We start from the raw sequence: 24,016 nt of genomic DNA, 5'->3' as shown, positions 1-24,016 counted from the left end.
GGGACGTTGGGCCTGAGCCGCTGTTCTGGCTAAGGTGATGTTCTCAAACGGCTTTTGACCGCCTGCGGAAGGTGAATACGTCCAGGGAATCAGGGTAGGGGCCCGGGGTTTCCAAAAGCTTAAGGAACCATTGCGGGAAAGCCCGGGAATCTCCGTAACTTGCATCTATTTTTGTGCGTCGCACAAGATTCTTGACTTTTTTGTGCGCTGCACTAATTGTGGGCAGAGTCAGGGAGCCGGGCTTCCGGACCAAAGCCAGGGAAAAGGATTCCAAAATGTTCAAGGTTGAAGACTTTCAGAATTACGGGAAAGAGCACTTCGAGACCTACGTTGCTTCCGCGACCTCGGTGCAGCACGGCCTCCAGGCGATCGCCAGCGCATACGGCGACTACACCAAGAAGTCGTTCGAAGACACCAAGTCCTTTGTCGAGAAGCTTTCCGGCGTGAAGTCGCTGGACAAGGCGCTGGAAGCGCAGACCGATTTCGCCCGCTCCGCCTACGAGAGCTTCGTCGCGGAATCGCAGAAGATCGCCGGCCTCTACAGCGATCTCGCCAAGCAGGCGTTCAAGCCGGTCGAGACCGTCGTCTCGAAGTTCACCCCGGCCGCCAACTAATTTCTTCCGGAAGTCCTGGAATCAAAAAGCCCGGCTGGTTCAGCCGGGCTTTTTTTGTTCGGGGGCGATTGATCCGTCAGCGTGCCACGCGCAGCTTGCTCAGCGCGGTACCGATCGTATTGAACGTCGTGAGGATCTGGCTCGAGCTCGTCAGCATGAAGAACTTGTCGGAGCTGCTCGCACAGTTCTGCAGCACCGTGGACGTCGCATCCGCGGGCGAGGATGTGTTCACCTGGATGGTGTAGATCGTGTACATCGTCTGGCCCTTGGAATCCTTGGCGGCCTTAAGGTTGCTGCACATCAGCGCCTGCCGGACGTCGATCGGATTGCCCGACGCTTGCGAACTGCCGTTGCCGTATTCGGGCCAGCGATCTTCGGTATTGAGGCCGTCCGACAGCAGGATGATGACCCTGTTGTAGGTCGTGTTGGCGTCCTCAGCTGGTGTATTCAGCGGGCCGCCAACCAGCAGCGACTGCCAGGCCCAGGCCAATCCGACCCCCTGATTGGTGCCGCCTGTCGGCTGCATCGCATTGACGGCTGTCTTGAGCGTGCTCCAGTTGTAGCTCAGGGGAATGATCGGCTCGAGCTGGGTCGAGGCGCTGCTGCTGCAATAGGACGCGCTGTTCTCGTAATACTCGTTGGCAGGGAACAGCGTCGTGACGTCGGACGTCACGGGCAGCACACCGGTGGCGTCGTTCGGCTGGGTGCGGTCAGCGATGCAGCCCGTCCAGGTGTTGATCGGATTCGTCGAAGCCTGATTATAGGCGTTCACAACCGTTGGCGTGGTGTTCGTGGAGGTCCATTTATTGTTTGTGAAGCCAACGACGGCGCTGACCCGAGGCTGGTTCAGATTGTGCGTCAGATCGTTCGGTCCGGGCTGCGTCCAGTTGTGGACATAGAGATTGCCGGTGCATGATCTGCCGCCGTTGCTGCCGGTGCAGGTGCAGCCAGAGACGGCATTGTTCGAGGAATCCTTGGGGCAGGCGCACGACGAGGACCCCGAGCAGAAGACGCCGGTGCCGGCGGCCTCACTGGTCCAGCAGCCGTTGTAGAGAGTGTGGGAGTTGGCATCCACGCTTGGGCAAATATAGCCTGCGTAGGTGTTGCCAGTCGGAGGAATCGTCGAAACATTCGACTTGCTTGTTGGACTGGCGTTGCAGGTGAAGCCACCGCTGCTGTTCGAGAACGGGCACTTCGCGCCGGGTCCAACGGCGTGCCAGTTCATCGGCAGCGTCGCCTGATAGCTGCCATTGGCGGGTTGCGTGGTGGGCGGATTGAGCCAATCCGTCCAGTCAATCCAGCTCTGGCCATAGTTGCTGGCGTCGACATTGACGTCTTTGGCGAAGGGGATGACCGAGATATAGACGTCGCCGTTGGTCTTGCTCAGTGCGCTGAGCTGCTCGATGAGGCCGCCGCTGCCGGCCACCGCATTTCTGAGCGCGGTGATCTTACCGTCCTGCGCCATCGATCCCGTGTTGTCGAGCGCCAGCGCCACGCGCATCTTGACGTTGCCCCAGGTCGTCGTCGACGCGGTATTGAAGCCGAGTGTCGGAAATCCTGCAATTTGCATGAAATCAGACGTGATGTGGCCGGAGCCGCTCAGAAGGATGGTCGCCGCTGTGCTCGCCGTCGCTGTCGTGTAGTTGGAGGTGATGGAGACGCCCTGCGCTTCCGTATCCGTATAGAGCCCCGTGAAATAGCTCTGTGCCTTCGAGCTGATGTCGGAGCTCGTGATCGTACCCTGCGTCAGATCCTTGGACAGCATCAGGGCGGTGGAGTCGAGAGCGGCCTGCATCGCTGTGCGTGCCCGGGCTGCCCGCGTATAGTCGACGGCGGCGCCGACGAAGCTCAAGATCGGGATCAGCGTGATGGCAAAGATGACCGCGATATTGCCTTGCTCGGCCCCCGCGAAACGGGCGAGCTTACGTCCAATGAGGCTGACAACGGGCAGGCGAAACATGACGATCCCCGACATCTGTGGTTTTGCCCGATTTAGCGCCATACCCATTGAACCGCGGGTAAACAGGACCGTAGAAAACCGGAGGGATCCCGCGCTAAACCGCCGCGGTCCCGCCCGTGTCAGGTTCTTGGTCAACACGTTCTAAACGGTCGGGACGGAAATTTTTGTCAAATCAGTCCGGATTGATTAACCTTCGCCAGGATCGCCGGACCGGGAATCGGGGCCGCCGCGGCCGCATCGGCCGGACCTTTGCACGCTTGCGGCGAGCCGGGGGCGGGCCCATATTCCCTGCAATCGATCCGGCTTGGACCGGACCGGTTGGAAGCGGCGATCCAACAAGGCGGCGCGCCTGTGCGAGGCTCCCAAGTGCGGGGCGGCGCGGTGGACCGTTATTCGCTTCCGTGGGGAATTTGAACGCCTGAGCCATGCTGCAACTGACTTCCAGACTCGACCTGTCCGCGGCGGCCGCCGCCCACGCTCCCCGGATGAGCAACGACGAGAACCGTTCCGGCGGCCCGACGGGGCCGAACACGTCCGTGATCACCAAGGTCAAGCCGAAGACCAAGCGGCCCAACCTCTATCGTGTGCTGATCCTGAACGACGACTACACGCCGATGGAATTCGTCGTCCATGTGCTGGAGAAGTTCTTCCAGAAGGACATCGAGGCCGCGACCAAGATCATGCTGCATGTCCATCATCACGGCATCGGGGAGTGCGGCGTGTTCACCTACGAGATTGCCGAGACCAAGGTGACGCAGGTGATGGATTTCGCCCGCAAGCACCAGCATCCGCTGCAATGCGTGATGGAGAAGAAGTAAGACACCTCACGGCGCGTTCGAAGCCGGCGCTTGGCATGTCGCAGTTCCTGGGCATGTCGCAGTTCTTGGGCATGTCGCAGTTCTTGGGCATGTCGCAGTTCTTGGGCATGTCGCAGTGTGATCGTCGCGTGATGTCTGCGCGATGTCGGTCGCTTCCCGGCAAAACTACGGAAATCTGTACCGGCGCCAATCCCGCCCAAATCGGAACGGGTTTTGCATCGAAAATACCGTGGGGTGCGTACTCCCTTGAGTCGCGGAACCGGTCTTTCGCCGCGGCTTTGTATAACTATATGTGACAAAGGTTGTTGTTGCCTGACCGGGCGATGGCGATCATGATGGTGGGGGCCATAGAGGACGCGAATGCCGACTTTTTCTCAAAGCCTTGAACAATCCCTGCATCGTGCACTGGCGATCGCAAACGAGCGTCATCACCAATACGCGACGCTCGAGCATCTCCTGCTCTCTCTGATTGACGATTCCGATGCAGCCGCCGTCATGCGCGCCTGTAGCGTCGATCTCGACAAGCTCCGCACGAGCCTCGTCAATTATCTTGAGACCGAATTCGAGAATCTGGTGACGGACGGCGCCGACGACGCCAAGCCGACCGCCGGTTTCCAGCGCGTGATCCAGCGCGCAGTGATCCACGTGCAATCGTCCGGTCGCGAAGAGGTGACCGGCGCCAACGTGCTGATCGCGATCTTTGCCGAGCGCGAAAGTCATGCCGCGTATTTCCTGCAAGAGCAGGACATGACGCGCTACGACGCGGTCAACTACATCAGCCATGGTATCGCCAAGCGGCCCGGCGTCTCCGAGGCGCGGCCGGTGCGCGGCGTCGACGAGGAGACCGAAGCCAAGGGCAGCGAGGACGCCAAGAAGAAGGGCGAGGCGCTCGAGACCTATTGCGTCAACCTCAACAAGAAGGCGCGTGACGGCAAGATCGATCCGGTGATCGGACGCAATTCCGAGATCAACCGCGCGATCCAGGTGCTGTGCCGCCGGCAGAAGAACAATCCGCTGTTCGTGGGCGAGGCCGGTGTCGGCAAGACCGCGATCGCAGAGGGCCTCGCCAAGCGCATCGTCGACAGCGAGGTGCCGGAGGTTCTGGCGGCTGCGACCGTGTTCTCGCTCGACATGGGCACGCTGCTCGCCGGCACGCGCTATCGCGGTGACTTCGAGGAGCGCCTCAAGCAGGTGCTGAAGGAGCTTGAAGCGCATCCCAACGCCATCCTGTTCATCGACGAGATTCACACCGTGATCGGTGCGGGTGCGACGTCGGGCGGGGCGATGGATGCCTCGAACCTGCTCAAGCCGGCGCTCGCCTCGGGCACCATCCGCTGCATGGGCTCGACCACCTACAAGGAATACCGCCAGCACTTCGAGAAGGACCGCGCGCTGGTGCGGCGCTTCCAGAAGATCGACATCAACGAGCCGACGGTCGAGGACGCGATCGCGATCCTGAAGGGTCTCAAGCCGTACTTCGAGGACTACCACCGGCTGAAATATACCAACGAGGCGATCGAGGCCGCCGTCCAGCTCTCCTCGCGCTATATCCACGACCGCAAGCTGCCCGACAAGGCGATCGACGTGATCGACGAGTCCGGTGCGGCGCAGATGCTGGTCGCCGAGAACAAGCGCAAGAAGACCATCGGCATCAAGGAGATCGAAACCACGATCGCCTCGATGGCGCGGATCCCACCGAAGAGCGTGTCGAAGGACGATGCCGAGGTGCTCAAGCATCTCGAGCAGACCCTGAAGCGCACGGTGTTCGGTCAGGACAAGGCGATCGAGTCGTTGGCAGCCTCAATCAAGCTCGCCCGCGCGGGCCTGCGCGAGCCGGAGAAGCCGATCGGCTGCTACCTGTTCTCCGGTCCGACCGGCGTCGGCAAGACCGAAGTCGCAAAACAACTCGCAGCGTCGCTCGGCGTCGAGCTGTTGCGCTTCGACATGTCCGAATACATGGAGCGGCACACCGTGTCGCGCCTGATCGGCGCGCCTCCCGGCTATGTCGGCTTCGATCAGGGCGGTCTGCTGACCGACGGCGTCGACCAGCATCCGCATTGCGTGGTGCTGCTCGACGAAATCGAGAAGGCGCATCCCGACCTCTACAACGTGCTGCTCCAGATCATGGATCACGGCCGGCTCACCGACCACAACGGCAAGCAGGTTAATTTCCGCAACGTGATCCTGATCATGACCACGAATGCAGGTGCTTCGGATCTCGCCAAGCAGGCGTTCGGCTTCACCCGCTCCAAGCGGGAAGGCGACGACCACGAGGCGATCAACCGGCAGTTCGCGCCGGAATTCCGCAACCGCCTCGATGCCATCGTCTCGTTCAGCCATCTCAGCGTCGAGGTGATCGGTACGGTGGTGGAGAAGTTCGTGCTTCAGCTCGAGGCGCAGCTCGGCGACCGTGACGTCACCATCGAACTGTCCGAGCCTGCCAAGGTCTGGCTGGTCCAGCACGGCTATGATGAGCAGATGGGGGCGCGGCCGATGGCCCGCGTGATCCAGGAGCATATCAAGAAGCCGCTGGCCGACGAGGTGCTGTTCGGCAAGCTCAAGGGTGGTGGCCATGTCCGCGTCGTCCTGGTTAAGGACGAGGCCGACGAGACCAAGGAGAAGATCGGCTTCGAATTCGTCGAGGGCCCGGTCACGCCGAAGCAGGAAAAGCTGCCCGCCCGCAAGCGCCCGCCGGGCAAGCCCAAGCCGGGTGGCCCGGGCGGCTCGAAGGGGCCGACCTCGAAGGGCCCGCTGGTCAAGGCCTGATCCAGGCGCATCATGAATCGAAAAGGCCGGCTGAAGAGCCGGCCTTTTTGTTGACGCCGATGTCGGACCGCACAGCGGCCTTACGTACCCGCCTCGGGTGCGCGTGGCGGACGCGGCTTCTTCGGAGTGCGCGGTGCTGCCTGCGGGACGGACGGTTGCATCGTCACGATGACCGGATTCGGCTTGTGATCGGTTGCCGCACCCGTTGCCGCATCGACCCCCATGCCGATGACACCGCCTAGCAAAAGATTGCCTGCAAAGCCGGCGGCCCCGGAGGTCGGGATGTCCCGGCTCAGCGGTATGATCTGCGGGTCATAGCCTTCCTTCTGGAAGGTGATGGAGATGTCGGCGTTCCGCTTGATGACCACGGAGCAAGGCGTCGTGCAGGTGGTCGGAACCTCCATTCCGCTGACAACGGCTTCAACGCCAGACGGTGTCGATGCAATGCTGATATTCTCGGTCGTGCCGCGCGTGACAGACGCGCAGCCGCCCAGCATGACGCTGAGCGCCACAATTCCAATTGAACGCATGAAATGCCCCTTGCCCGATGCCAATGAAGCGCAACCGGAGCGCGAGTGCAATGGTTCGTGCGTCAGATAGTTAAGCCGTGCACGGGTTGCATGGAGGGAGAGGCAGTGACCTTTGCGTGGGCTCGCGCTACTCGCCCCGCAGGCGCTGGTCGTCCTGCACGCGGACATGTTCGGCGCCGCGCGCGCCCGCAGGCGACAGCCGCAGCATGCTCAGTATCGCGCCGCAGAGCGCAAATCCAACGCCGGTGAGGAGCGCGATTCGGGTGCCATCGATCGGATAGCGGCCGAGGAACAGCGCTACCAGCGCTGCGCCCGTGGTCTGGCCGAGCAGCCGCGCCGTGCCGAGCATGCCGCTGGCGCCACCCGAGCGCTCGCGCGGCGCGGCGGCGATCATGGTGCGGTTGTTCGGTGTCTGGAACAGGCCGAAGCCGGCGCCGGCCAGCGCCATCCGCCAGATGATGTCGAGCGGTGTCGGAGTTGCGGGCAGGTAGGCGAGCGCGCCGAGACCACAGGCGAACAGCGTAAGCCCGATGCCGCCGAGCAGGCCGGCCGGATAATGCTCGACCAGTCGGCCGGCGAGGGGCGCTGCGAAGGCCACCGCAATCGGCCATGGTGTGATCAAGAGGCCCATATGCACGGCCGAATAGCCAAACCGGCTCTGGAGATAGAAGGGGATCGCAACGAAGGCCAGCATCTGTCCGCAGAACGAGGCGATCGAGGTCGCAATCGACAGCCCGAACACCGGAATGCGCAACAGGTCGACCGGCAGTAGCGGCGATGCCATGTGCGTTTCGCGGTAGATCAGCAATCCGCCGGCGATGATGGCGATGGCGAACTGGACGAGCCAGGTGATCGGTGCCTCGCCGTGACCGACACTGTCGATCGCGGCGATGCCGACACCGAAGGTGATCGCGGAGAGACCCGCGCTCTGCCAGTCGAAGGAATGGCTCGCGGGCGTCGTGTGCGGCAGGCTGCGCCAGCCGAGCGCCAGCGTCACCACGCCGAGCGGAACGTTGATGGCGAACAGCCAGGGCCAGCTTCCGACCGCAAGGATGCCGGCCGCGATCGTCGGGCCGATTGCGGCGGAGAAGGCGACGACGAGCGCGTTGAGCCCGATGCCGCGGCCGAGCAGGCTGCGCGGATAGGTGAAGCGGACCAGCGCCGAGTTGACGCTCATGATGCCGGCCGCGCCGAACCCTTGCAGGATGCGCGCGATCGTCAGCAGCGGCAGCGTATGCGCCAGCGCACAGAACGCGGATGCGAGCGTGAACAGCACCAGCCCGACCAGGTACACACGGCGATAGCCGACGATCTCGCCGAGCGAGGCCAGCGGCAGCAGCGAGATCGTGATCGCGAGCTGATAACCGTTGACGATCCAGATCGAGAAGGCCGGGCTCGCGTCGAGGTCGGCCGCGATCGTCGGCAGCGCCACATTGGCAATCGCGCTGTCGACGACGGCCATGATGATGCCGAGCGCAATGGTCAGGACCGCCTGGTTGCGCTGGGGCTGTGGCAGGCCGTCGGCATGTTCGATCGGGACAGACGACATGGTGGAGGCTTGCTTGATTCGAGCCGTGATTGATCTCCGGATTAGGAAATTGCGAGATGCATCGCAACCCGGCAGGACACCGACGGTTCCTGTGTCGGGAGGGGGCCCCGGCGCTACAAGCATGGGTCAGGAGGCTCTCGCGGCCTCACCAGCGCGATGTCGACTTTCCGAAGAGGTCTACACCGGCGGCGGATTGCGATCGGAGAACGTTCCCCGTTGATGCCAGTAGGGATAGGGCAGCGTGACCTTGCTCGCCGCGTCGAGCTTTGCGATCTGGTCCTTGGTCAGCGACCAGCCGACCGCGCCGAGATTCTCGCGCAGCTGGGTCTCGTTGCGCGCGCCGACGATCAGCGTCGAGACCGTCGGACGCTGCAATAGCCAGTTCAACGCGATTTGTGAGACGCTCTTGCCCGTCTCCTTGGCGACCTCGTCGATCGCATCCACAACGCGATAAACGTGCTCGTCCGGCACGGGCGGCCCGAAATCGGCGGTCTTGGGCAGGCGGCTCACCTCCGGCTTCGGCTGGCCGCGGCGAATCTTTCCGGTCAAGCGGCCCCATCCGAGTGGCGACCAGACGACGGCGCCGAGCCCCTGGTCGAGGCCAAGCGGCATCAGCTCCCATTCGTAGTCGCGGCCGATCAATGAATAGTAAGTCTGATTGGCGACGTAGCGCGGAAAGCCGTGCTTGTCGGCAACACCGAGCGCCTTCATCAGGTGCCAGCCTGAAAAGTTCGAAACGCCGACGTAGCGGATCTTGCCGGCGCGCACGAGCCCATCGAGGGTCGCAAGCACCTCTTCAGGCGGGGTGAATGCGTCGAAGCCATGGAGCTGGAACAGATCGATGTAGTCGGTGCCGAGGCGGCTCAGCGCGCCATCGATGGCCGCGAGCAGATGTTGCCGTGACGAGCCGACGTCGTTGGGCCCGTCGCCGAAGCGGAACGTTGCCTTGGTCGAGACCAGCACCTTGTCGCGGCGGCCCTTGATGGCCTGCCCGAGAACGCGCTCGGATTCGCCGAGTGAATAGACGTCGGCGGTGTCGAACATCGACACACCGGCCTCGAGGCAGATGTCCAAAAGGCGCCGCGCTTCGGTCGCGTCAGTCGTCCCCCATGCAGCAAGGCGGCCGACGCCGCCGAACGTGCCGGTTCCAAGGCTCAGAGCAGGGACCATGAGGCCAGACCGGCCCAGGCGTCGGTATTCCATCGATATGCTCCTCGGCTGGCCGCTGATTGATCCCTGCGGCCTTGGTGCCGGATGGTAATGCAAGCAAGCGCCGTGTCCTATTGCGCGCTCACATAGCGGCTCTGCTGGGGCCGCACGCGTTACGCCGCGCTCGTCGCCTGCAAATTCGCGGCCGTGATCTTCGCACGCAGCCAGGCCTCGAACGCGCCGACATGGCTGCGGCCTTTGGCTTCGGCGGACCGCACGAGATAATAGGACACCGTCTCGACCTCGAACTCGGGCTGGCGAAAAGGCGCGACGAGCGTGCCTTTGTCCAGCTCCTCGGCGGCGAGGATCTCGCTCTCGAGGACGACGCCGAGACCTTCGACAGCCGCGTCAATGGCCATGGTGGACCGGTCGAACCACAATTCGTGGCGGGCTTTGATCGTCGAGCCGGTGACCTTTCGCAGATAGTCGGTCCAGGTCAGTGCGTTCGACGAATGAATCAGCGTGGCGCGGGCGAGATCACCGGGTTCGTGAAGTTCGAGTTGCTCGATCAGCCGCGGGCTACAGAGCGGGCGCAGACGCTCCGCCAGGAGAGGCTCGATATGCCGATTGTTCAGGACGGGCGGGCGTCCATAGGCAATGGCGAGATCGAAGCGAATGGTCTCGAGATCGCGCAAGTCGGCGATGGTTGACAGCCTGATCCCGATCTCCGGATGCTCGCCGATGAAATTCCCGATCCGCGGCTGAAGCCATTTGGCGGCAAAGCTCGGACCGCTCGCGATGAACAGATGATCGCGCTGCGACTGCGGCGCGACCAGCCGCGTTGCGCCCATGATCGTTCCGAATGCGCGCTCGATCTCGGCGGCATAGACGCGGCCGGCATTGGTGAGCACCGCACGGCCGGCGTGGCGGGAGAAGACGCGAACGCCGAGGAAGTCCTCGAGCTTCTGGATGTGGTGGCTGATCGCGGAGGGCGTAACCCCGAGCTCCTCGGCGGCGCGGCTGAAGCTGCCGTGGCGGGAGGCTGCTTCGAAGGCCGATAGCGCCTTGAGCGGAGGCATTCGCTGCCGCTGCGTTGACTCCGCTTCATCACCTGCTGAGTTTTTTGAACTGGCGCCCATTATGTCCGCTCGGTACGAATTTCTTGTTGCTCAGGCAAGTCTCGTACCGCAAGCGCCCCGAAGCAACAGCTACGTATCCCAAAACCGACCCGACAAAGTTGAGCGGCCTCGGCATCGACGCACCGCATGGCTGCGCGGCGGATGCCGCTTGCCCGAGGAGAACCGATGACTTCAGCGCTGAAACAGGCCGCCGACGAATTCCTCGTCCGCTATGGCGGAGACGTGTTCCCGAACCTCTTCACCTCGGCGAAGGGGACGATCGTGACCGACAGCGACGGGCGCGACTATCTCGATTTCACCTCGGGCCAGATGTGCGCTACTATCGGCCACAACCATCCGGCCATCGTCGCGGCGGTGGAGAGTGCAGGGAAGAAGGCCTTCCATCTCTTCAGCGGAATGATCCCCGAGGTGGTCGCCGAGCTCGCCCAGGTGCTGGCGAAGGATTGGTTGCCCGGCGATCTCAAGCGCTCGATCTTCATCAACACCGGCTCCGAAGCGACCGAAGTCGCGCTCCGGATGGCCAAGATGTACACCGGCGGCTACGAGGTACTCGTTCTCGGCGGCTCGTGGCACGGCATCACCGGCGGGGCGGCTTCGGTCTCCATGGCAAGCGACCGCAAGGGATATGGCGTGCCGGCGCCCGGCGTGTTCGTCATCCCCGAGCCGAACGCCTATCGGCCCTACATCGCAAAAGGCAGCGACGAGGAGTCCGCGCTCGCCAATCTCGAGATCGCCCTGAAGATGTTCGACATGCAGTCGAGCGGGCGGGGCGCGGCGATCATCGCTGAGCCCGTGATCAGCGCCGGTGGCGTGCTGGTGCCGCCGAAGGCGTTCATGGAGGCGCTGCGCAAGGCGGCCGATGAACGCGGCATGCTGCTCATCTTCGACGAGGCCCAGACTGCTTTCGGGCGCATCGGCAAGAAGACGGGATCAGAATATTTTGGGGTCGTTCCCGACATCATGACCATGTCGAAGACGCTCGGCGGCGGCCTTCCGCTTGCGGCGGTGTCGACCACCGAGGCGATCGAGAGCAAGCTCCACGAGGATCATTTCACCTATTACACCAGCCACGTCTCCGATCCCCTGCTTGCCGAGGTCGGACTCGCGGTGCTGCGCGTGATCACTGAAGAGAAGCTGGTCGAACGGGCCAACGTCATGGGCGCCTACCTGCGAAGCCGGTTCGAGGGGCTCCAGCAGAAATACGAGCAGATCGGCGACATCAGGGGCATGGGCCTTCTGCTCGGCGTCGAGCTGGTCACCGATCGCAACAGCCGGCGCCCAGCCCATCAGCTCGGCGGCCTGACGACGAAGAAGTGTTTTGAGTATGGGCTGAGCATGAACATCCGCCGCCGCCCCGAGCGCGGATCGGTGTGGCGCATCGCGCCGCCGTTGACCGTCTCGACCGAGGAGATCGACCGCGCCGTCGAGATCCTTGATCGGGCTTTGAGGGAAAGTCTCGACGAGCTGTCGCGAAATCCCACTGCTTAGTACTGGTCGGAGGCTGACATGATCCGCAGGAATTCGCCGACGTTTGCCGTTGCCGCCCTGTCGCTTGCGCTGCTCGATATTCGAGCGGCGCAAGCGGCGAGCCAGACCCTGGACAAGATCAAGGAGGTCGGCAAGATCACCTTCGGCTACCGCGAAGCGTCGATACCGTTCGCCTATCTCGGCGCAGATCAGAAACCGACCGGGCTCTCGCTCGACCTCTGTGCCGCAGTGGCCGACAAGATCAAAGTGATGTTGCAGCGGCTTGAGCTGGAGATCGAATACGTTCCGGTGAATGCGTCCAATCGCATTCCGCTGCTCCAGAACAGCACCATCGATGTCGAGTGCGGCAGCACGACTAATACGGCCGAACGGCAAAAGCAGGTGGCGTTCTCCGTTGCAACCTATGTGGCATCGCCGCGCTGGCTGGTGTCCGCCTCGTCGCCGCTGATGGAGCCGAAAGGACTTGACGGGCAGACCGTCGTCATCACGCAGGGCTCGCTGAATTTCGGGATCGCCAAGAAGCTCCTCGATGACCAGAAGCTGAATGTGACGATCGTCCAGGCCAAGGACCATGCCGAGTCGCTCCTCATGCTGGGAACGGGCCGGGCCGCAGCGTGGTTCGAGGACGATATCCTGGTTGCCGGGCTGGTCGCGAACGCATCCGATCCCAAGGCATTCCGGATGTTGGCGGCTACTTATGCGCCGTCCTACTACGGGCTGATGACCCGCAGGGAAGATCCCGAGTTCAAGGCTCTTGTCGATGCCGCGATCAAGGAGAAGATGGCGTCCGGTGAGTTCGGGAGGCTCTACGCGAAGTGGTTCGAGTCGCCGATTCCGCCGAAGGGACAGAGCCTCCAGCTTCCCATGAGCGAAGCGATGAAGGCCCGCGTCGCATCTCCCAGCGATGCGCTGGTGCCGTAGGCGGGGCTCGCGGCAGACCTCGCCTCAATGCCGCAACTGACTCTGCCGGAAGTCGCGCGGCGACATGCCAAAATGCTCGCGGAAGACGCGGCCGAAATGCGAGACGTCATTAAAGCCCCAGGCAAACGCAATCTCGCTGATGTGACGGTGAGCGAGCACGGGCGAGGCGAGGTCGCGCCTGCATTGGGCGAGGCGCTCAGCGAGCACATGGCGCTGGAACGAGGTGTCCTCATCGGCGAGGAGATCGTTCACGTAACGCGGTGAGATGCCGAGGGCTGCGGCGGTCTCGGGCAGCGACAGCTCGGGATCGGAGAGGTGACTGCGGATGTGCGCCTTGAGCCGGTAGAGCAGGGCGGAGCGATGGGTCGAGGACGGCAGCGACGTCTTGCCGAGCCGTTCGCTCAGTGCCATCGCCAATAGATCGACGGCCTGCTCCGACAGAGCGGCGGCATTGTTCGGCGCGAGACGGTCCGCGCTCTGGCAGAGCTTGAAGATGAAATCATAGGCGAGCCGCTCGAGCGGTACGTCGGGGCCGAACGAGATCGCGGTGAGGGCCTCGGTGCCGCCGAGCCGCCGCTGCAACATCTCACGAGGCACCTTGAAGATGGTCTGCGTGAAGGTGTCGTTGAACTTCAGCTCATAGGGGCGCGTGGTGTCATAGAGGGCGAATTCGCCGGGATGGATCACGGTCTCGCGGCCGTCCTGCACCACACCTCCGTCGCCGCGATTGCCGAGCGCGACGAGAACAAAATCCTGATCCGAGCGCGCGATGCGCGAGGGCGTGCGGAACACGTGCTGGCGGTCGGAGCTGACGTCTGAGCATATGGCCTTGCCGAGCGGGGCCTGCGTGACCGAGCCGCGAAAGGCGCTGCCAAGGTCCGACTTGCAGTCGAGCCCGACGAAGACGTCGCAGACGATGTCCTGCCAGAGGGCCAGCCGCCGGTAGCCGGGACTGCCGTCCGTCGTGAACTGGATTGGCATCTGGAGAGCCTCCCTTTCACATCCTGTAAAGCCGCATGTTGGCGCAGATCCGGCCTGACCGGAGGCAAGTTCCGTACCGGGGCGGCAATTCCTCCCGGTCGAGTTTTTGTTCCGCCATGGTCGAGCGCCGGCCGCCCGCCTTGCCCCAATAGACTGCATCGGACGTGGTCTCCGATCAACCGGCAATGGAGGCGGCAATGGGCATCGAACATCCGAAATACAAGGTGGCGGTGGTGCAGGCGGCGCCGGCCTGGCTCGACCTCGACGCCTCGATCGACAAGTCGATCGCGCTGATCAGGGAGGCGTCGGAGAAAGGCGCCAAGCTGATCGCCTTTCCGGAAGCCTTCATCCCCGGTTACCCCTGGCATATCTGGATGGACTCGCCGGCCTGGGCGATCGGCCGCGGTTTTGTGCAGCGCTATTTCGACAATTCGCTGTCCTATGACAGTCCGCAGGCCGAGCGGCTGCGTGACGCCGTGCGCAAGGCGAAGCTGACGGCGGTGCTCGGCCTGTCCGAACGTGACGGCGGCAGTCTCTATCTCGCGCAATGGCTGATAGGGCCCGATGGCGAAACCATTGCCAAGCGCCGCAAGCTACGGCCGACCCATGCCGAGCGCACTGTCTATGGAGAGGGCGACGGTAGCGATCTCGCCGTTCACGCCCGGTCCGACATCGGCCGCATCGGCGCGCTGTGCTGCTGGGAACATCTCCAGCCTCTGTCGAAATACGCCATGTATGCCCAGAACGAGCAGGTGCACGTCGCGGCGTGGCCGAGTTTCTCACTCTACGATCCCTTCGCGCCGGCGCTTGGCGCCGAGGTCAACAATGCCGCCTCGCGCGTCTATGCGGTCGAGGGCTCCTGTTTCGTGCTGGCGCCTTGCGCAACCGTGTCGCAGGCCATGATCGACGAGCTCTGCGACCGGCCCGATAAGAACGCGCTGCTGCATGTGGGCGGCGGGTTCGCTGCGATCTACGGGCCCGACGGCAGCCAGATTGGCGACAAGCTCGCGCCGGACCAGGAGGGGTTGTTGATCGCCGAGATCGATCTCGGAGCGATTGGCGTCGCCAAGAACGCGGCCGATCCTGCCGGGCATTATTCGCGGCCCGACGTGACGCGGCTGCTGCTCAACAAGAAGCGCTATCAACGCGTCGAGCAGTTTGCGCTGCCGGTCGACACTGTCGAGCCCACGGACATTGCAGCGGCGGCGAGCTGAGTGCGGCAGGCAGGGGAGGCTTGATCATGGAATCCGCTATTCCTCAGAATCTGGAAATGAAGCGCACGCGCCACAAGCGGGTACCGGACGATTACCAGCCGCCATATCCGTCGTTCGTGGCGCGCTACAAACCCGCGGTGAGCCGCGTCGTGATGGCCTATTTCGGCGTGCAGCATCGCGGCACGGTGCCGGCGGCAGCGACCGACGCGCTGAAGGAAATCGCAGGGCTCTTCGCTGCCGAGCATGGTCCCTCTCACTGGGACCGCGCGCACTATGTCGACCAGGCCGGCCATGAGAATGTGGTCTCGGTCGCCTATTGGGACGACGTCGCACGCTTCGACGCCTGGTTTGCCTCGGCGCGCGAGGCCTGGACTGGCAAAGCGCGAGAGGGCGTCGGCACCTTCATCGAGGTGTTGCGCCCCTCGGTCGAGCGGCATGAGACGCTGTTCTCCTCGCTCGGTCGGGCCGAGGGGGTCGCCGTCATCGCCGACGGCATGAGCGGCGAGGTGCAGGAGCACGCTTATTGGGGCGGCATGCGCGACCGCATTCCGCTGTCGCAGACCGACGCGATGGCGCCTGGCGGGTCTCCAGAACTGATCCGTGACGGAGCGCGGCTGCGCGTGAAAGCGCATGACAATCTCTGCCTGATCCGCTCGGGACAAGACTGGAGTGACACAGAAGCGTCGGAGCGAAAACTCTATCTCGACGATGTCGAGCCGGTGCTGCGCGAGGGCATGGACTTTCTACGCGACGATGGCCTTGCGATCGGCTGCTACGCCAATCGTTACATGGGCGTGCTCTCCGCCGACGGCAGCGCGAGCGAAAAATCCTACGGCCAGAGCTGGTGGAAGAGTCTCGCTGCGCTGGAGCGCTGGGCGGAGTCGCATCCAACCCATGTCAAGATTTTTGGCGCGGCGATGAAGTATCTATCCACGCTCGGGCCCTCAGCAAAACTGCGGCTCTATCATGAGGTCACGGTAGCGACCGCGGACGAACAGTTCTTCGAATATCTGAACTGCCATTCGAAGACAGGCATGCTGGCGGCGGTCGAAGGGTGAACGCCTAGGCCACGCAATGGCCGAGCAGCTCGGGGTGTGCGGCGCAGATGTGATGTGCGCCGGCATCCCTCAGCTCGGCCTCGCTGCCATAGCCATAGAGCACGCCGATCGCGGTCATGCCGTTGGTGCGGGCGCCGACCACGTCGTGGCTGCGGTCGCCGATCATGATCGCGCTGGCGGGATCGACCCTGGCTTCGTCGAGCGCGTAGCGCAGCAGGTCGCGCTTGTCGACGCGCGTGCCGTCGAGCTCGGAGCCGAACACGCGCTCGAAATAGGGTTTCAGGCCGAAATGATCGACGATGCGGGAGGCATAGACCACGGGCTTGCTGGTCGCGACGAACATGCGCGGCGTTGTCGCGGCAAGCGTTGTCAGGGTGTCCATGATACCGGCATAGGCCTCGTTCTCGAACAGGCCGATGTCGCTGAAGCGCTCGCGGTAGAGCAGGAGGGCTCGATCGGCGAGTTTCTCGCTGCCGGTCAGCTTTTGCAGGCTGGCATGCAGCGGCGGCCCGATGCACCAGGTCAACTCGTTCTCGGTCGGCACCGCGAGGCCCAGCCGCTCCAGAGCGTACTGGATCGAACGGGTGATCCCGGGTTTTGGGTTGGTCAGCGTGCCGTCGAGATCGAAATAGATTGTCACCATGCTGGTCGTGCCCGTGTTGATGCTGCCGTCTATATTGCGTGACCTAAACGAGGCCGCAGGCCAAGGCAACGCCGCCGCGTCGATGTCGCGTACGGTTTTAAAGCTCGCTATTCGCAGGGCGTAAGCGTAGAGTCCGCCGATCACCGCCCTTCCCATGGCATCCATCGGTGACTGAGGGTCACTCGCGCTCCCGCCGAACGAGGAGGAGGGCGCATGCCTCGATTTCGCCTGGCCGAGTGGATCGTGCCGCCGGTGATCGTTCCGCTGTTTTTGTTGTTCCTGGTGGCTGCTGCGGCCTTTCTGCGTGGATAGGACTTCGCTCCAATATCTGGTGAGCGGACGCGATCAAAGCGGCTTTGTGAGCTTGGGCCGCACCACGACGGCTGCCGCTTTGAAAAAGGCGAGGGAGCTGTTGCAGGAAGGCTATATCGACGTCCGGATATGCACGCCGCAAGGCCGGATTCTGCTCTCCGACGAGTTCGATCAGTTCGAGGCATGAGGAGCCGCCGTCGGCTCATCAAACGGCGCGCCCGGATTCTCCGACAGGAAACATAACTGCATGAAAATACTTATCGTCGCATTGGCGCTTGGCACATTCGTGCAGGGTGCTGTCGCGAAAGAGCCGGACTGCCGTGCGATCGAAAGCACGAGCGGACGGCTCGCCTGTTACGATGCTGCGTTTCCGCCAAAAGCGCAGCAAGCCACTGCTGCCGAAAAAGACGGAGCGCGGGCTGCCTACAAGGACCCGTTCATGGCGGAAGAGGCCAGAACCGCAGCCAAGCTGAAGAATATCTGCCGCGGTTGCTGAGGCCGTGCATTTTTCGACATCAAGAGAAAGCATCGAGGTGCCGACATGACGCCGCTCCGCCGTATTGCCGTCATCGGCAACTCGCTGCCTCGCCGGTGCGGAATTGCGACCTATACGACCGACCTGAAGAACGCGATATCGGTTTCGCGCCAGGATATGGAGACTTGCATCGTGGCAATGACCGATCGCGGTCAAGCCTATGATTATCCTCCGGCGGTCGCGTTCCAGATCAAGGACGGCAATATCGAAGACTACATGCGGGCCGCGGATTTCCTCAATGCCGGCCGGTTCGACACCGTGTGTTTGCAGCACGAGTTCGGGATTTTCGGCGGTGAAGCCGGGGCCCATATCCTTGTGCTGTTGTCCCGCCTTGCCATGCCGGTGGTGACGACGTTCCATACCGTTCTGGCCAATCCGACACCTGCGCAACGGATGGTGATGGAGCGCATCGTCGAGGCGTCGTCGAAGGTCGTGGTGATGGCCCATAAGGGCCGCGAACTGCTGCGTGACGTCTACCTGGTGCCCGACGACAAGATCGAGGTCATCGCCCACGGTATTCCCGATGTCGCCTTCGCCGCGCCCGATGCAGCGAAAGTCACCCTCGGATTTGAGCAGAAATCGGTCATTCTGACATTCGGCCTGTTGTCACCGAACAAAGGCATCGAGGTCATGATCGACGCCATGCCGTCGATTCTGAAGCGCTGCGCGAATGCGGTGTATGTCGTGCTCGGCGCAACGCACCCCAATCTGGTCAAGAACCAGGGCGAGGCCTATCGCGAGAGCCTGATGGCGCGGGTGCGCGAACTCGGAATTGACGACCACGTGGTGTTCTTCGACCGGTTTGCCGATCTGGCGACGCTGCTCGAATTCATCTCGATGTGCGACGTCTATGTCACGCCCTATCTCAACGAGGCCCAGATGACCTCTGGAACCCTGGCCTACAGCTTCGGACTGGGGAAGCCGGTGGTCTCGACGCCTTACTGGCACGCACGCGAATTGCTTGCCGACGGGTGCGGTGTGCTGGTGCCTTTCGGCGATTCCGCGGCGATCGGCAACGAGATCGCGAACCTGCTGACCGACGATGCCCGCCGGCACGCGATGTCTCGGCGCGCCTATGCGGCGAGCCGGATGATGACATGGGAGCGCGTGGCTGAGAGCTACGTGTCCGTCTTCGAGAATGCGCGGCCAGGTCATCGGTTGAAGGTCTTCGCGCGCCCCGAGATGAACACGCCGGAGCCACGTAGCCCTGCGCCGCCCGATATGCAGATCAGCTATTTCCTGTCGATGTGCGATGATGTCGGCCTGTTCCAGCACGCGGTCCATTCGGTGCCGGATCGCGCGCACGGCTATTGCGTGGACGACAATGCCCGAGCGCTGTTGCTGGCCTGCGCCCTCAACAGTCCAGGCGAACAGCCCCTGTCGGAAGTCCTGACGAGCCGGTTTGCGGCATTCGTGCAGCACGCCTGGAACCCTGACACCGGGCAATTTCGCAACTTCATGGGCTTCAATCGAACCTGGCTCGAAGACAGAGGGTCCGAAGACAGTCACGGGCGGACGCTATGGGCCTTGGGTGAGGCCGCACGCAGAGACGCAAGTCCGTCGCGGCGCCTGTGGGCTGCCGCCTTGTTCGCCCGGGCATTGTCGATCGCGGAGAGCTTTCGTTCGCCCCGCGCGTGGGCGTTCATGCTGCTGGGTTTGGACGCCTATTGCGCTGTAACTCCGGACGATCTGCACGCCAGGGAAGTCCGGCATTCCCTTGCCGGCAGGTTGATGTCCTGTCTGGCGTCGGTCGAGACGCCGGACTGGGTGTGGTTCGAAGAAGGGCTGGCCTACGACAACGCGCGATTGCCGCAGGCGCTGATACTCACGGGCGTGGCGACGCAAACGCCTCAATATCTCGATGCCGGATTGCGGTCTCTGCGCTGGCTCATGACGCAACAGACGACCGCGGCAGGGCATTTCCGGCCGGTCGGCACCGCCGGCTTCGGCGAACGGCGGCAACATCCCCGTGCATTTGATCAGCAGCCCGTGGAGGCAACGGCAACGATCGCTGCCTGCCTCACCGCGTGGCGTGCCGACGGCGATGCCGAATGGAAAGCCAAGGCCACGCGGGCCTTCGCCTGGTTCCTCGGCAGCAACGATCTCTCGGTGGCGCTGGTCGATCCGCTCACGGGCAGTTGCAGGGATGGCTTGCACCCCGATCGTGCCAACGAAAACCGCGGGGGCGAGTCGGTTGTTTGTTATCTCCTTGGACTCGCGGAAATGCGTCAGCTTGCGCGCGTCAACCCGAGCCTGACAAGGCCCACAGCCTTGCGCGCCGTGAGCGCCTGAACTTCATCCTTTCATTCAGCGAGCCGAGGATACCGTGTCACAAGCTTCTTTCCTGAACCGGCAGGGGCTTCATTTGCGCCCCGATCCGGCGCGAGTCATCGTGCGGCCATTCAAGCCGACGACGGAACCCCGCGACCTGAACCCGACCGACAAGATGCGTGCAAATCATATCGTCGACCGGGTTCTCGCGCTCAGTTCGGAAGCCGTCGCGGTTCAGCTTGCGGATGTCCTCGACAATTTCCAGGGGCGACATCGTAACCTCCTGGAGAGGTTCGAGACCCGCGCGGACGAAATGGAGGACGCTTTCGCGACGCATGGCGTCTTCTCGAAGAGCCAGCGTCAGCTGGTCGGCGCCTATTTTCTCAGTGAATATTCGTTCGAAGCCTCTGCCTTGTTCAACCCCAGCATCGTCCCGCACCCCGATCAATCGGGGGCGCCGAAAGGGGGGCTGCGCTTCATCATCAGTCTCCGCGGCGTCGGCGAGGGGCATGTCTCGTCACTGACGTTTCGAACCGGAACGATTGCGGCTGACGGAAGCCTGGCCGTCGACCCGACAGCGCGCCTTGCCTCGGTCCCCCGGATCACCGATCGCGTATCCGGGCCGGACGGTGACCGTGTGGAACTGACGTTCAGGCCTGAGGAAGACCTCAGCGAGCGGGTCATCTTTCCCATTACCGAATCCCAATCGAACGGCATCGAGGATGCGCGCTTTGTCAAATTCAGCGATGGCGATCGGGAGACCTATTACGCGACCTATACGGCCTACAGCGGACGCGCGATCCGGTCGGAATTGATCGAGACCGGCGATTTCATGTCGTTTCGACTGACGCCATTGCGGGGGGCTGCGTCACACAACAAGGGCATGGCGCTGTTCCCACGCAAGATCGGCGGCCGCTACGCCATGATCGCGCGACAAGACAATGAGAATCTGTACCTGCTCTATTCGGACGACCTCTACACGTGGGAAGGCGGCGGGGTCCCCCTTCTGAAACCGCAATTTCCCTGGGAGTTCGTCCAGATCGGTAATTGCGGGTCGCCGATCGAACTTGACGAAGGTTGGCTGCTGCTGACGCACGGTGTCGGTCCGATCCGTAAATACTCGATCGGAGCCGCGCTCCTCGACAAGCGCGATCCGTCCAAGGTGCTGGCGCGTTCGGTCGAGCCGCTGTTGCGGCCTGAACCGTCCGAGCGCGAAGGGTATGTCCCCAACGTCGTCTACACCTGCGGTGCGATGCGGCACAATGACCAGATCATCTTGCCATATGCCGTGTCGGACACCTTCTCCAGTTTCGCAACGATCAGGATTTCCGCGCTCATCGAAGCGATGCGCCGCTGAGCGCGGCCTTCACGGTCGTTGACGTCAACTCCGTTTGCCAACAGGTCAGAGGTGCCGTCATGGTCCGTGAAACAACCTACGTGGTGCAGGCGTTCAACGCCGGCAAGGGTGGAAATCTGAAGGCCGACCCTCCCATCGTCTGCAAGTCCGAAAGCGGCGCGCTGCGAACGGCGGAGAGACTGGCATTGAGCAAACTCGGCGTCGTTGCGTTCTCGTCCAGCGGCGATGCCGAAATGGGTGACTATGATGATGAACCTACGGTGTTCTTCCGAAAGGGCGAGCTTCCGGGAGGCTTCGACTGAGTCCTGAGGTCGCGGCCGAGCAGATGTTGGTGGAGAAGCAGAGATGAACGCGCGACTTGAAATATTGAAGAAGGCTCGTGATCGCATGATCGAGGACAGAGATCCGCATGCAAAGGTACTGGCCGCTCCTTTTGATCATGACAAGGCCGAGCGAGCACGGAACAAATTCGTCGAGCTTCAGACACTGATCGATGCCCTCGACCGCGCAATCAGCGCAGAAAAGCCCGTCTCGACTTAAGACCGAAGCGGGCGAAAGGCGGGACTGGCGGACATTTCATCGCCGGACCGTAGCGGCGTGCCGACGGCCGCCGCGGTTCGCCTTATTGCTGTCTCGCCCATTCGACGATCGCAGTCGCATCAGCGCCGGCCTGGGCCTCCCACGTGGCGATTGCGCCCGTTGCGGCCGTTCGAAGCGCGGCGACGAGCGACGCCGGTGCGGGCTCGGTGATGTTGACGCCGTTGTCGCGCATGCGCGCATAATTCTCGACGGTGCGATGGGCCAGCAGCGCAAACTGGCTTTGCTCGGTCTCGGCTGCGGCGACCAGCACCTCGCGCTGCATCGGTTCGGGCAGCGCGGCAAACGCCTCGCTGCGGACGAAGGCGATCGAGACCGGCATCGCGTAGTTGATGGCCGTGAAATAGGGCAGGAAGTCCCAGAGCTTGCGTCCCGCGCCGCCATCGCCGGAGGTGAGGAAAGCATTCAGCCGGCGCTCCCTGAGCCCGGCAAGCGCCGTGTCCATCGGCAGGAATTGCGCGTTCGCGCCGGCCGCGCGCATCACCTCGCTCGAATTGGCATCGTAGGCCCGCAAGTTCAGCTTCGGTAAATCGTCAGCCCCTGCAAGCGAACGGTCCGACCAGAGGCCCGTCGCCGGCCAGATCGTCAGATAGAGCAGCTTGAGACCGCGCGCTGCCAACGCCTTCTCGTAGAGCGGGCGGGCCCGCGCATTGGCGGCGCGGGCGATGTCGGCCGATTGGACCAGGAAGGGCAGGGTGGAGAGGCCGAGCACGGGGTCGAGGCCGGACAGTGCACCCGCAAAGGCATCACCGCCGGCGATCCGGCCATCGGCCGCGGCGCGAGGCATCTCGCCCGAGCTGATCTTGAGCTCGTTGTCGAAGGCGTTGGCCACGGTCACGAAACCGTTTGTGCGCGTGGCGACCCGATCGGCGAAACTGGTCAGCCCGATCCCGGAAATGTTGTTTTGCGGGTATTCCGTGGTCATCCGCCAATTGACTTGCGCCATGGCCGGCGCGGCGGACAGGATAGTTGCGGCGATGGCAAGGACCGCGCGGATCCGTTTGGCGGGGAAGCGCATTGGGAGAAACAGGTCAGGCATATATTGGCAACTCGTCGAACCATGGCACGATGCCACAACATGGCAGATCACCTTGTTGCATGCCGCGCCGGCGCGCGCCACCGCGATGCCTGCACGCAGTTGATGCAGATTGCATGGCGCGTCATCGCCGCACTGCTCGTCTCGGTGACACAGGCGGCGGCATGGGATAGCTCACCGGCAAAAACTGACGTCGCGGTCCCGAGCGTCGAGGAGCTTGCGATGCCGCCCGAGAAGCCGGCGGATGCGCGTGAGAGCGACACGCGGGAATCGATCTGCCTGATCATCGAGGCGGCCGCGCGCGATGCCAATCTGCCGTTGGAATTCTTCGCCCGCGTGATCTGGCAGGAGAGCCGTTTCCAGGTCGATGCGGTGGGCCCGATGACGCGCAGCGGCGAGCACGCGCAGGGGATTGCGCAGTTCATGCCGGGCACCGCCAGCGAGCGCGGGCTGCTCAATCCTTTCAATCCGGTCCAGGCGCTGCCGAAGTCGGCTGAGTTTTTGAATGAGCTGCGCAACCAGTTCGGCAATCTCGGCCTGGCTGCGGCTGCTTACAATGCCGGGCCACGGCGGGTGCAGGAATGGCTCGCCGGCACCGGCGGAATGCCCGAGCAGACCCGCAACTATGTCTTCGCCATCACCGGTGCGACGGTCGATGCGTGGGCCAAGGCGGGCAGCACAGGCAAGGGACCAGCGAGCTCGCCGCCGACGAGCTGCCGCGATCTGATGGCGCTCCTGAAGCGTGCGCCAAATCCCTTCGTGGCCGAGCTCGAGCAGCATGTGCAGCTCGCCGCCGCAAAGATCTGGGGCGTGCAACTTGCCGCGGGCTTCGACCGCAACAAGGCGCTGGCGATGTATTCCCGCGCGGTGACGCGGCTGAGTGCCGTGATCGGTGACCGTGATCCGAGCCTGCTTTCCTCGGTGATGCGCAGCCGCGGCACGCGCGCCTTCTACCTGGTGCGCATCGGTGCCGACACACGCAGCGAGGCGGACGATCTCTGCAACCGTATCCGCAAGGCTGGCGGCGCCTGCTTCGTGCTGAAGAACCGCGGTGTGACCGGGTAGGGCGCTCGCCTTG

22 protein-coding genes are annotated in these 24,016 nt (G+C 63.2%); 14 read left to right on the top strand and 8 right to left on the bottom strand.

The annotated features are described in order from the left end of the window. Positions 1 to 275 precede the first annotated feature (275 nt). Positions 276 to 614: a phasin family protein gene (locus tag UB31_RS22065; RefSeq protein ID WP_045012376.1), complete on the top strand. Its 339-nt coding sequence runs from the start codon at positions 276 to 278 to the stop codon at positions 612 to 614. Between the two features lie 76 nt (positions 615 to 690). Here UB31_RS22065 and UB31_RS22060 read toward each other — a convergent pair whose 3' ends face one another. Further along, the gene (locus UB31_RS22060; RefSeq protein ID WP_045012400.1) at positions 691 to 2,574 is read right to left on the bottom strand and encodes a TadE/TadG family type IV pilus assembly protein; all 1,884 of its coding nucleotides are present in this window, start codon (positions 2,572 to 2,574) and stop codon (positions 691 to 693) included. 485 nt (positions 2,575 to 3,059) lie between these two features. On the opposite strand from UB31_RS22060, the gene clpS reads away from it, so the two are divergent. Both clpS and clpA read left to right on the top strand, forming a co-directional pair. Further along, positions 3,060 to 3,392: an ATP-dependent Clp protease adapter ClpS gene (gene clpS / locus UB31_RS22055; RefSeq protein WP_014494655.1), complete on the top strand. Its 333-nt coding sequence runs from the start codon at positions 3,060 to 3,062 to the stop codon at positions 3,390 to 3,392. 360 nt (positions 3,393 to 3,752) lie between these two features. Continuing rightward, entirely contained in the window at positions 3,753 to 6,158 is a 2,406-nt protein-coding gene (clpA, locus tag UB31_RS22045) for an ATP-dependent Clp protease ATP-binding subunit ClpA (protein WP_045008073.1), read from the top strand. Between the two features lie 80 nt (positions 6,159 to 6,238). Here the strand turns inward: clpA and UB31_RS22040 are convergent, their stop codons facing one another. From UB31_RS22040 to UB31_RS22025, 4 genes are all read right to left on the bottom strand, one after another. Continuing rightward, positions 6,239 to 6,688, bottom strand: coding sequence for a PEGA domain-containing protein (locus tag UB31_RS22040; protein ID WP_045012399.1), 450 nt, complete (start codon positions 6,686 to 6,688; stop codon positions 6,239 to 6,241). 127 nt (positions 6,689 to 6,815) lie between these two features. Further along, complete coding sequence (locus tag UB31_RS22035) at positions 6,816 to 8,237, bottom strand: MFS transporter (RefSeq protein ID WP_045012374.1); 1,422 nt, start codon at positions 8,235 to 8,237, stop codon at positions 6,816 to 6,818. Between the two features lie 177 nt (positions 8,238 to 8,414). Next, positions 8,415 to 9,440, bottom strand: coding sequence for an aldo/keto reductase (locus UB31_RS22030; RefSeq protein ID WP_045012373.1), 1,026 nt, complete (start codon positions 9,438 to 9,440; stop codon positions 8,415 to 8,417). A gap of 119 nt (positions 9,441 to 9,559) precedes the next feature. Then, complete coding sequence (locus UB31_RS22025; RefSeq protein ID WP_045012372.1) at positions 9,560 to 10,465, bottom strand: LysR substrate-binding domain-containing protein; 906 nt, start codon at positions 10,463 to 10,465, stop codon at positions 9,560 to 9,562. Positions 10,466 to 10,690: 225 nt separating this feature from the next. On the opposite strand from UB31_RS22025, the gene UB31_RS22020 reads away from it, so the two are divergent. Beyond that, complete coding sequence (locus tag UB31_RS22020; protein WP_045012371.1) at positions 10,691 to 12,013, top strand: aspartate aminotransferase family protein; 1,323 nt, start codon at positions 10,691 to 10,693, stop codon at positions 12,011 to 12,013. An 18-nt stretch (positions 12,014 to 12,031) separates the two neighbouring features. Next, positions 12,032 to 12,934: an amino acid ABC transporter substrate-binding protein gene (locus tag UB31_RS22015; protein ID WP_045012370.1), complete on the top strand. Its 903-nt coding sequence runs from the start codon at positions 12,032 to 12,034 to the stop codon at positions 12,932 to 12,934. 24 nt (positions 12,935 to 12,958) lie between these two features. On the opposite strand, the gene UB31_RS22010 is transcribed toward UB31_RS22015, so the two are convergent. Continuing rightward, a complete protein-coding gene (locus UB31_RS22010; RefSeq protein WP_045012369.1) occupies positions 12,959 to 13,915 on the bottom strand; it encodes an AraC-like ligand-binding domain-containing protein in 957 nt (318 codons plus the stop codon). Between the two features lie 197 nt (positions 13,916 to 14,112). Between UB31_RS22010 and UB31_RS22005 the strand changes: the two genes are divergently transcribed. Further along, entirely contained in the window at positions 14,113 to 15,129 is a 1,017-nt protein-coding gene (locus UB31_RS22005; RefSeq protein WP_045012368.1) for a carbon-nitrogen hydrolase family protein, read from the top strand. Positions 15,130 to 15,155: 26 nt separating this feature from the next. Beyond that, a complete protein-coding gene (locus UB31_RS22000; RefSeq protein WP_045012367.1) occupies positions 15,156 to 16,187 on the top strand; it encodes a phenylacetaldoxime dehydratase family protein in 1,032 nt (343 codons plus the stop codon). A 4-nt stretch (positions 16,188 to 16,191) separates the two neighbouring features. Here UB31_RS22000 and UB31_RS21995 read toward each other — a convergent pair whose 3' ends face one another. Beyond that, positions 16,192 to 16,830, bottom strand: coding sequence for an HAD family hydrolase (locus tag UB31_RS21995; protein WP_045008064.1), 639 nt, complete (start codon positions 16,828 to 16,830; stop codon positions 16,192 to 16,194). Between the two features lie 304 nt (positions 16,831 to 17,134). On the opposite strand from UB31_RS21995, the gene UB31_RS21990 reads away from it, so the two are divergent. Genes UB31_RS21990 through UB31_RS21965 form a run of 6 tightly spaced genes read left to right on the top strand, consistent with a single transcriptional unit; the run spans position 17,135 to position 21,845 of the window. Further along, positions 17,135 to 17,329, top strand: a complete 195-nt coding sequence (locus tag UB31_RS21990; RefSeq protein WP_045008063.1) for a hypothetical protein — start codon at positions 17,135 to 17,137, stop codon at positions 17,327 to 17,329. 60 nt (positions 17,330 to 17,389) lie between these two features. Continuing rightward, on the top strand, positions 17,390 to 17,638 hold the full coding sequence (locus UB31_RS21985; protein WP_045008062.1) for a type VI secretion system-associated protein TagO: 249 nt from the start codon (positions 17,390 to 17,392) through the stop codon (positions 17,636 to 17,638). A 45-nt stretch (positions 17,639 to 17,683) separates the two neighbouring features. Next, positions 17,684 to 19,969, top strand: coding sequence for a glycosyltransferase family 4 protein (locus tag UB31_RS21980; RefSeq protein ID WP_045012366.1), 2,286 nt, complete (start codon positions 17,684 to 17,686; stop codon positions 19,967 to 19,969). A gap of 34 nt (positions 19,970 to 20,003) precedes the next feature. Then, positions 20,004 to 21,305 (top strand): glycoside hydrolase family 130 protein, encoded by a 1,302-nt coding sequence (locus tag UB31_RS21975; RefSeq protein ID WP_045012365.1) that lies wholly within the window; start codon positions 20,004 to 20,006, stop codon positions 21,303 to 21,305. 59 nt (positions 21,306 to 21,364) lie between these two features. Then, on the top strand, positions 21,365 to 21,607 hold the full coding sequence (locus UB31_RS21970) for a hypothetical protein (protein WP_045008059.1): 243 nt from the start codon (positions 21,365 to 21,367) through the stop codon (positions 21,605 to 21,607). Between the two features lie 43 nt (positions 21,608 to 21,650). Further along, positions 21,651 to 21,845, top strand: coding sequence for a hypothetical protein (locus UB31_RS21965; protein WP_045008058.1), 195 nt, complete (start codon positions 21,651 to 21,653; stop codon positions 21,843 to 21,845). Positions 21,846 to 21,927: 82 nt separating this feature from the next. On the opposite strand, the gene UB31_RS21960 is transcribed toward UB31_RS21965, so the two are convergent. Beyond that, entirely contained in the window at positions 21,928 to 22,941 is a 1,014-nt protein-coding gene (locus UB31_RS21960) for a TRAP transporter substrate-binding protein (protein WP_045008057.1), read from the bottom strand. Between the two features lie 102 nt (positions 22,942 to 23,043). Between UB31_RS21960 and UB31_RS21955 the strand changes: the two genes are divergently transcribed. Then, complete coding sequence (locus UB31_RS21955; RefSeq protein WP_045008762.1) at positions 23,044 to 24,003, top strand: lytic transglycosylase domain-containing protein; 960 nt, start codon at positions 23,044 to 23,046, stop codon at positions 24,001 to 24,003. Positions 24,004 to 24,016: the final 13 nt, after the last annotated feature.

The organism is Bradyrhizobium sp. LTSP849 (genome assembly GCF_000938255.1).
GTDB lineage: Bacteria > Pseudomonadota > Alphaproteobacteria > Rhizobiales > Xanthobacteraceae > Bradyrhizobium.
This window is presented reverse-complemented; position numbering and strand designations above follow the sequence as displayed.

Bases quoted from the DNA above. Each gene is read 5' to 3' on its own strand.
- UB31_RS22065 (WP_045012376.1), top strand. From the start codon at position 276: ATGTTCAAGGTTGAAGACTTTCAGAATTACGGGAAAGAGCACTTCGAG.
- UB31_RS22060 (WP_045012400.1), bottom strand. From the start codon at position 2,574: ATGTTTCGCCTGCCCGTTGTCAGCCTCATTGGACGTAAGCTCGCCCGT.
- clpS (WP_014494655.1), top strand. From the start codon at position 3,060: ATGAGCAACGACGAGAACCGTTCCGGCGGCCCGACGGGGCCGAACACG.
- clpA (WP_045008073.1), top strand. From the start codon at position 3,753: ATGCCGACTTTTTCTCAAAGCCTTGAACAATCCCTGCATCGTGCACTG.
- UB31_RS22040 (WP_045012399.1), bottom strand. From the start codon at position 6,688: ATGCGTTCAATTGGAATTGTGGCGCTCAGCGTCATGCTGGGCGGCTGC.
- UB31_RS22035 (WP_045012374.1), bottom strand. From the start codon at position 8,237: ATGTCGTCTGTCCCGATCGAACATGCCGACGGCCTGCCACAGCCCCAG.
- UB31_RS22030 (WP_045012373.1), bottom strand. From the start codon at position 9,440: ATGGAATACCGACGCCTGGGCCGGTCTGGCCTCATGGTCCCTGCTCTG.
- UB31_RS22025 (WP_045012372.1), bottom strand. From the start codon at position 10,465: ATGCCTCCGCTCAAGGCGCTATCGGCCTTCGAAGCAGCCTCCCGCCAC.
- UB31_RS22020 (WP_045012371.1), top strand. From the start codon at position 10,691: ATGACTTCAGCGCTGAAACAGGCCGCCGACGAATTCCTCGTCCGCTAT.
- UB31_RS22015 (WP_045012370.1), top strand. From the start codon at position 12,032: ATGATCCGCAGGAATTCGCCGACGTTTGCCGTTGCCGCCCTGTCGCTT.
- UB31_RS22010 (WP_045012369.1), bottom strand. From the start codon at position 13,915: ATGCCAATCCAGTTCACGACGGACGGCAGTCCCGGCTACCGGCGGCTG.
- UB31_RS22005 (WP_045012368.1), top strand. From the start codon at position 14,113: ATGGGCATCGAACATCCGAAATACAAGGTGGCGGTGGTGCAGGCGGCG.
- UB31_RS22000 (WP_045012367.1), top strand. From the start codon at position 15,156: ATGGAATCCGCTATTCCTCAGAATCTGGAAATGAAGCGCACGCGCCAC.
- UB31_RS21995 (WP_045008064.1), bottom strand. From the start codon at position 16,830: ATGGTGACAATCTATTTCGATCTCGACGGCACGCTGACCAACCCAAAA.
- UB31_RS21985 (WP_045008062.1), top strand. From the start codon at position 17,390: ATGAAAATACTTATCGTCGCATTGGCGCTTGGCACATTCGTGCAGGGT.
- UB31_RS21980 (WP_045012366.1), top strand. From the start codon at position 17,684: ATGACGCCGCTCCGCCGTATTGCCGTCATCGGCAACTCGCTGCCTCGC.
- UB31_RS21970 (WP_045008059.1), top strand. From the start codon at position 21,365: ATGGTCCGTGAAACAACCTACGTGGTGCAGGCGTTCAACGCCGGCAAG.
- UB31_RS21965 (WP_045008058.1), top strand. From the start codon at position 21,651: ATGAACGCGCGACTTGAAATATTGAAGAAGGCTCGTGATCGCATGATC.
- UB31_RS21960 (WP_045008057.1), bottom strand. From the start codon at position 22,941: ATGCCTGACCTGTTTCTCCCAATGCGCTTCCCCGCCAAACGGATCCGC.
- UB31_RS21955 (WP_045008762.1), top strand. From the start codon at position 23,044: ATGCAGATTGCATGGCGCGTCATCGCCGCACTGCTCGTCTCGGTGACA.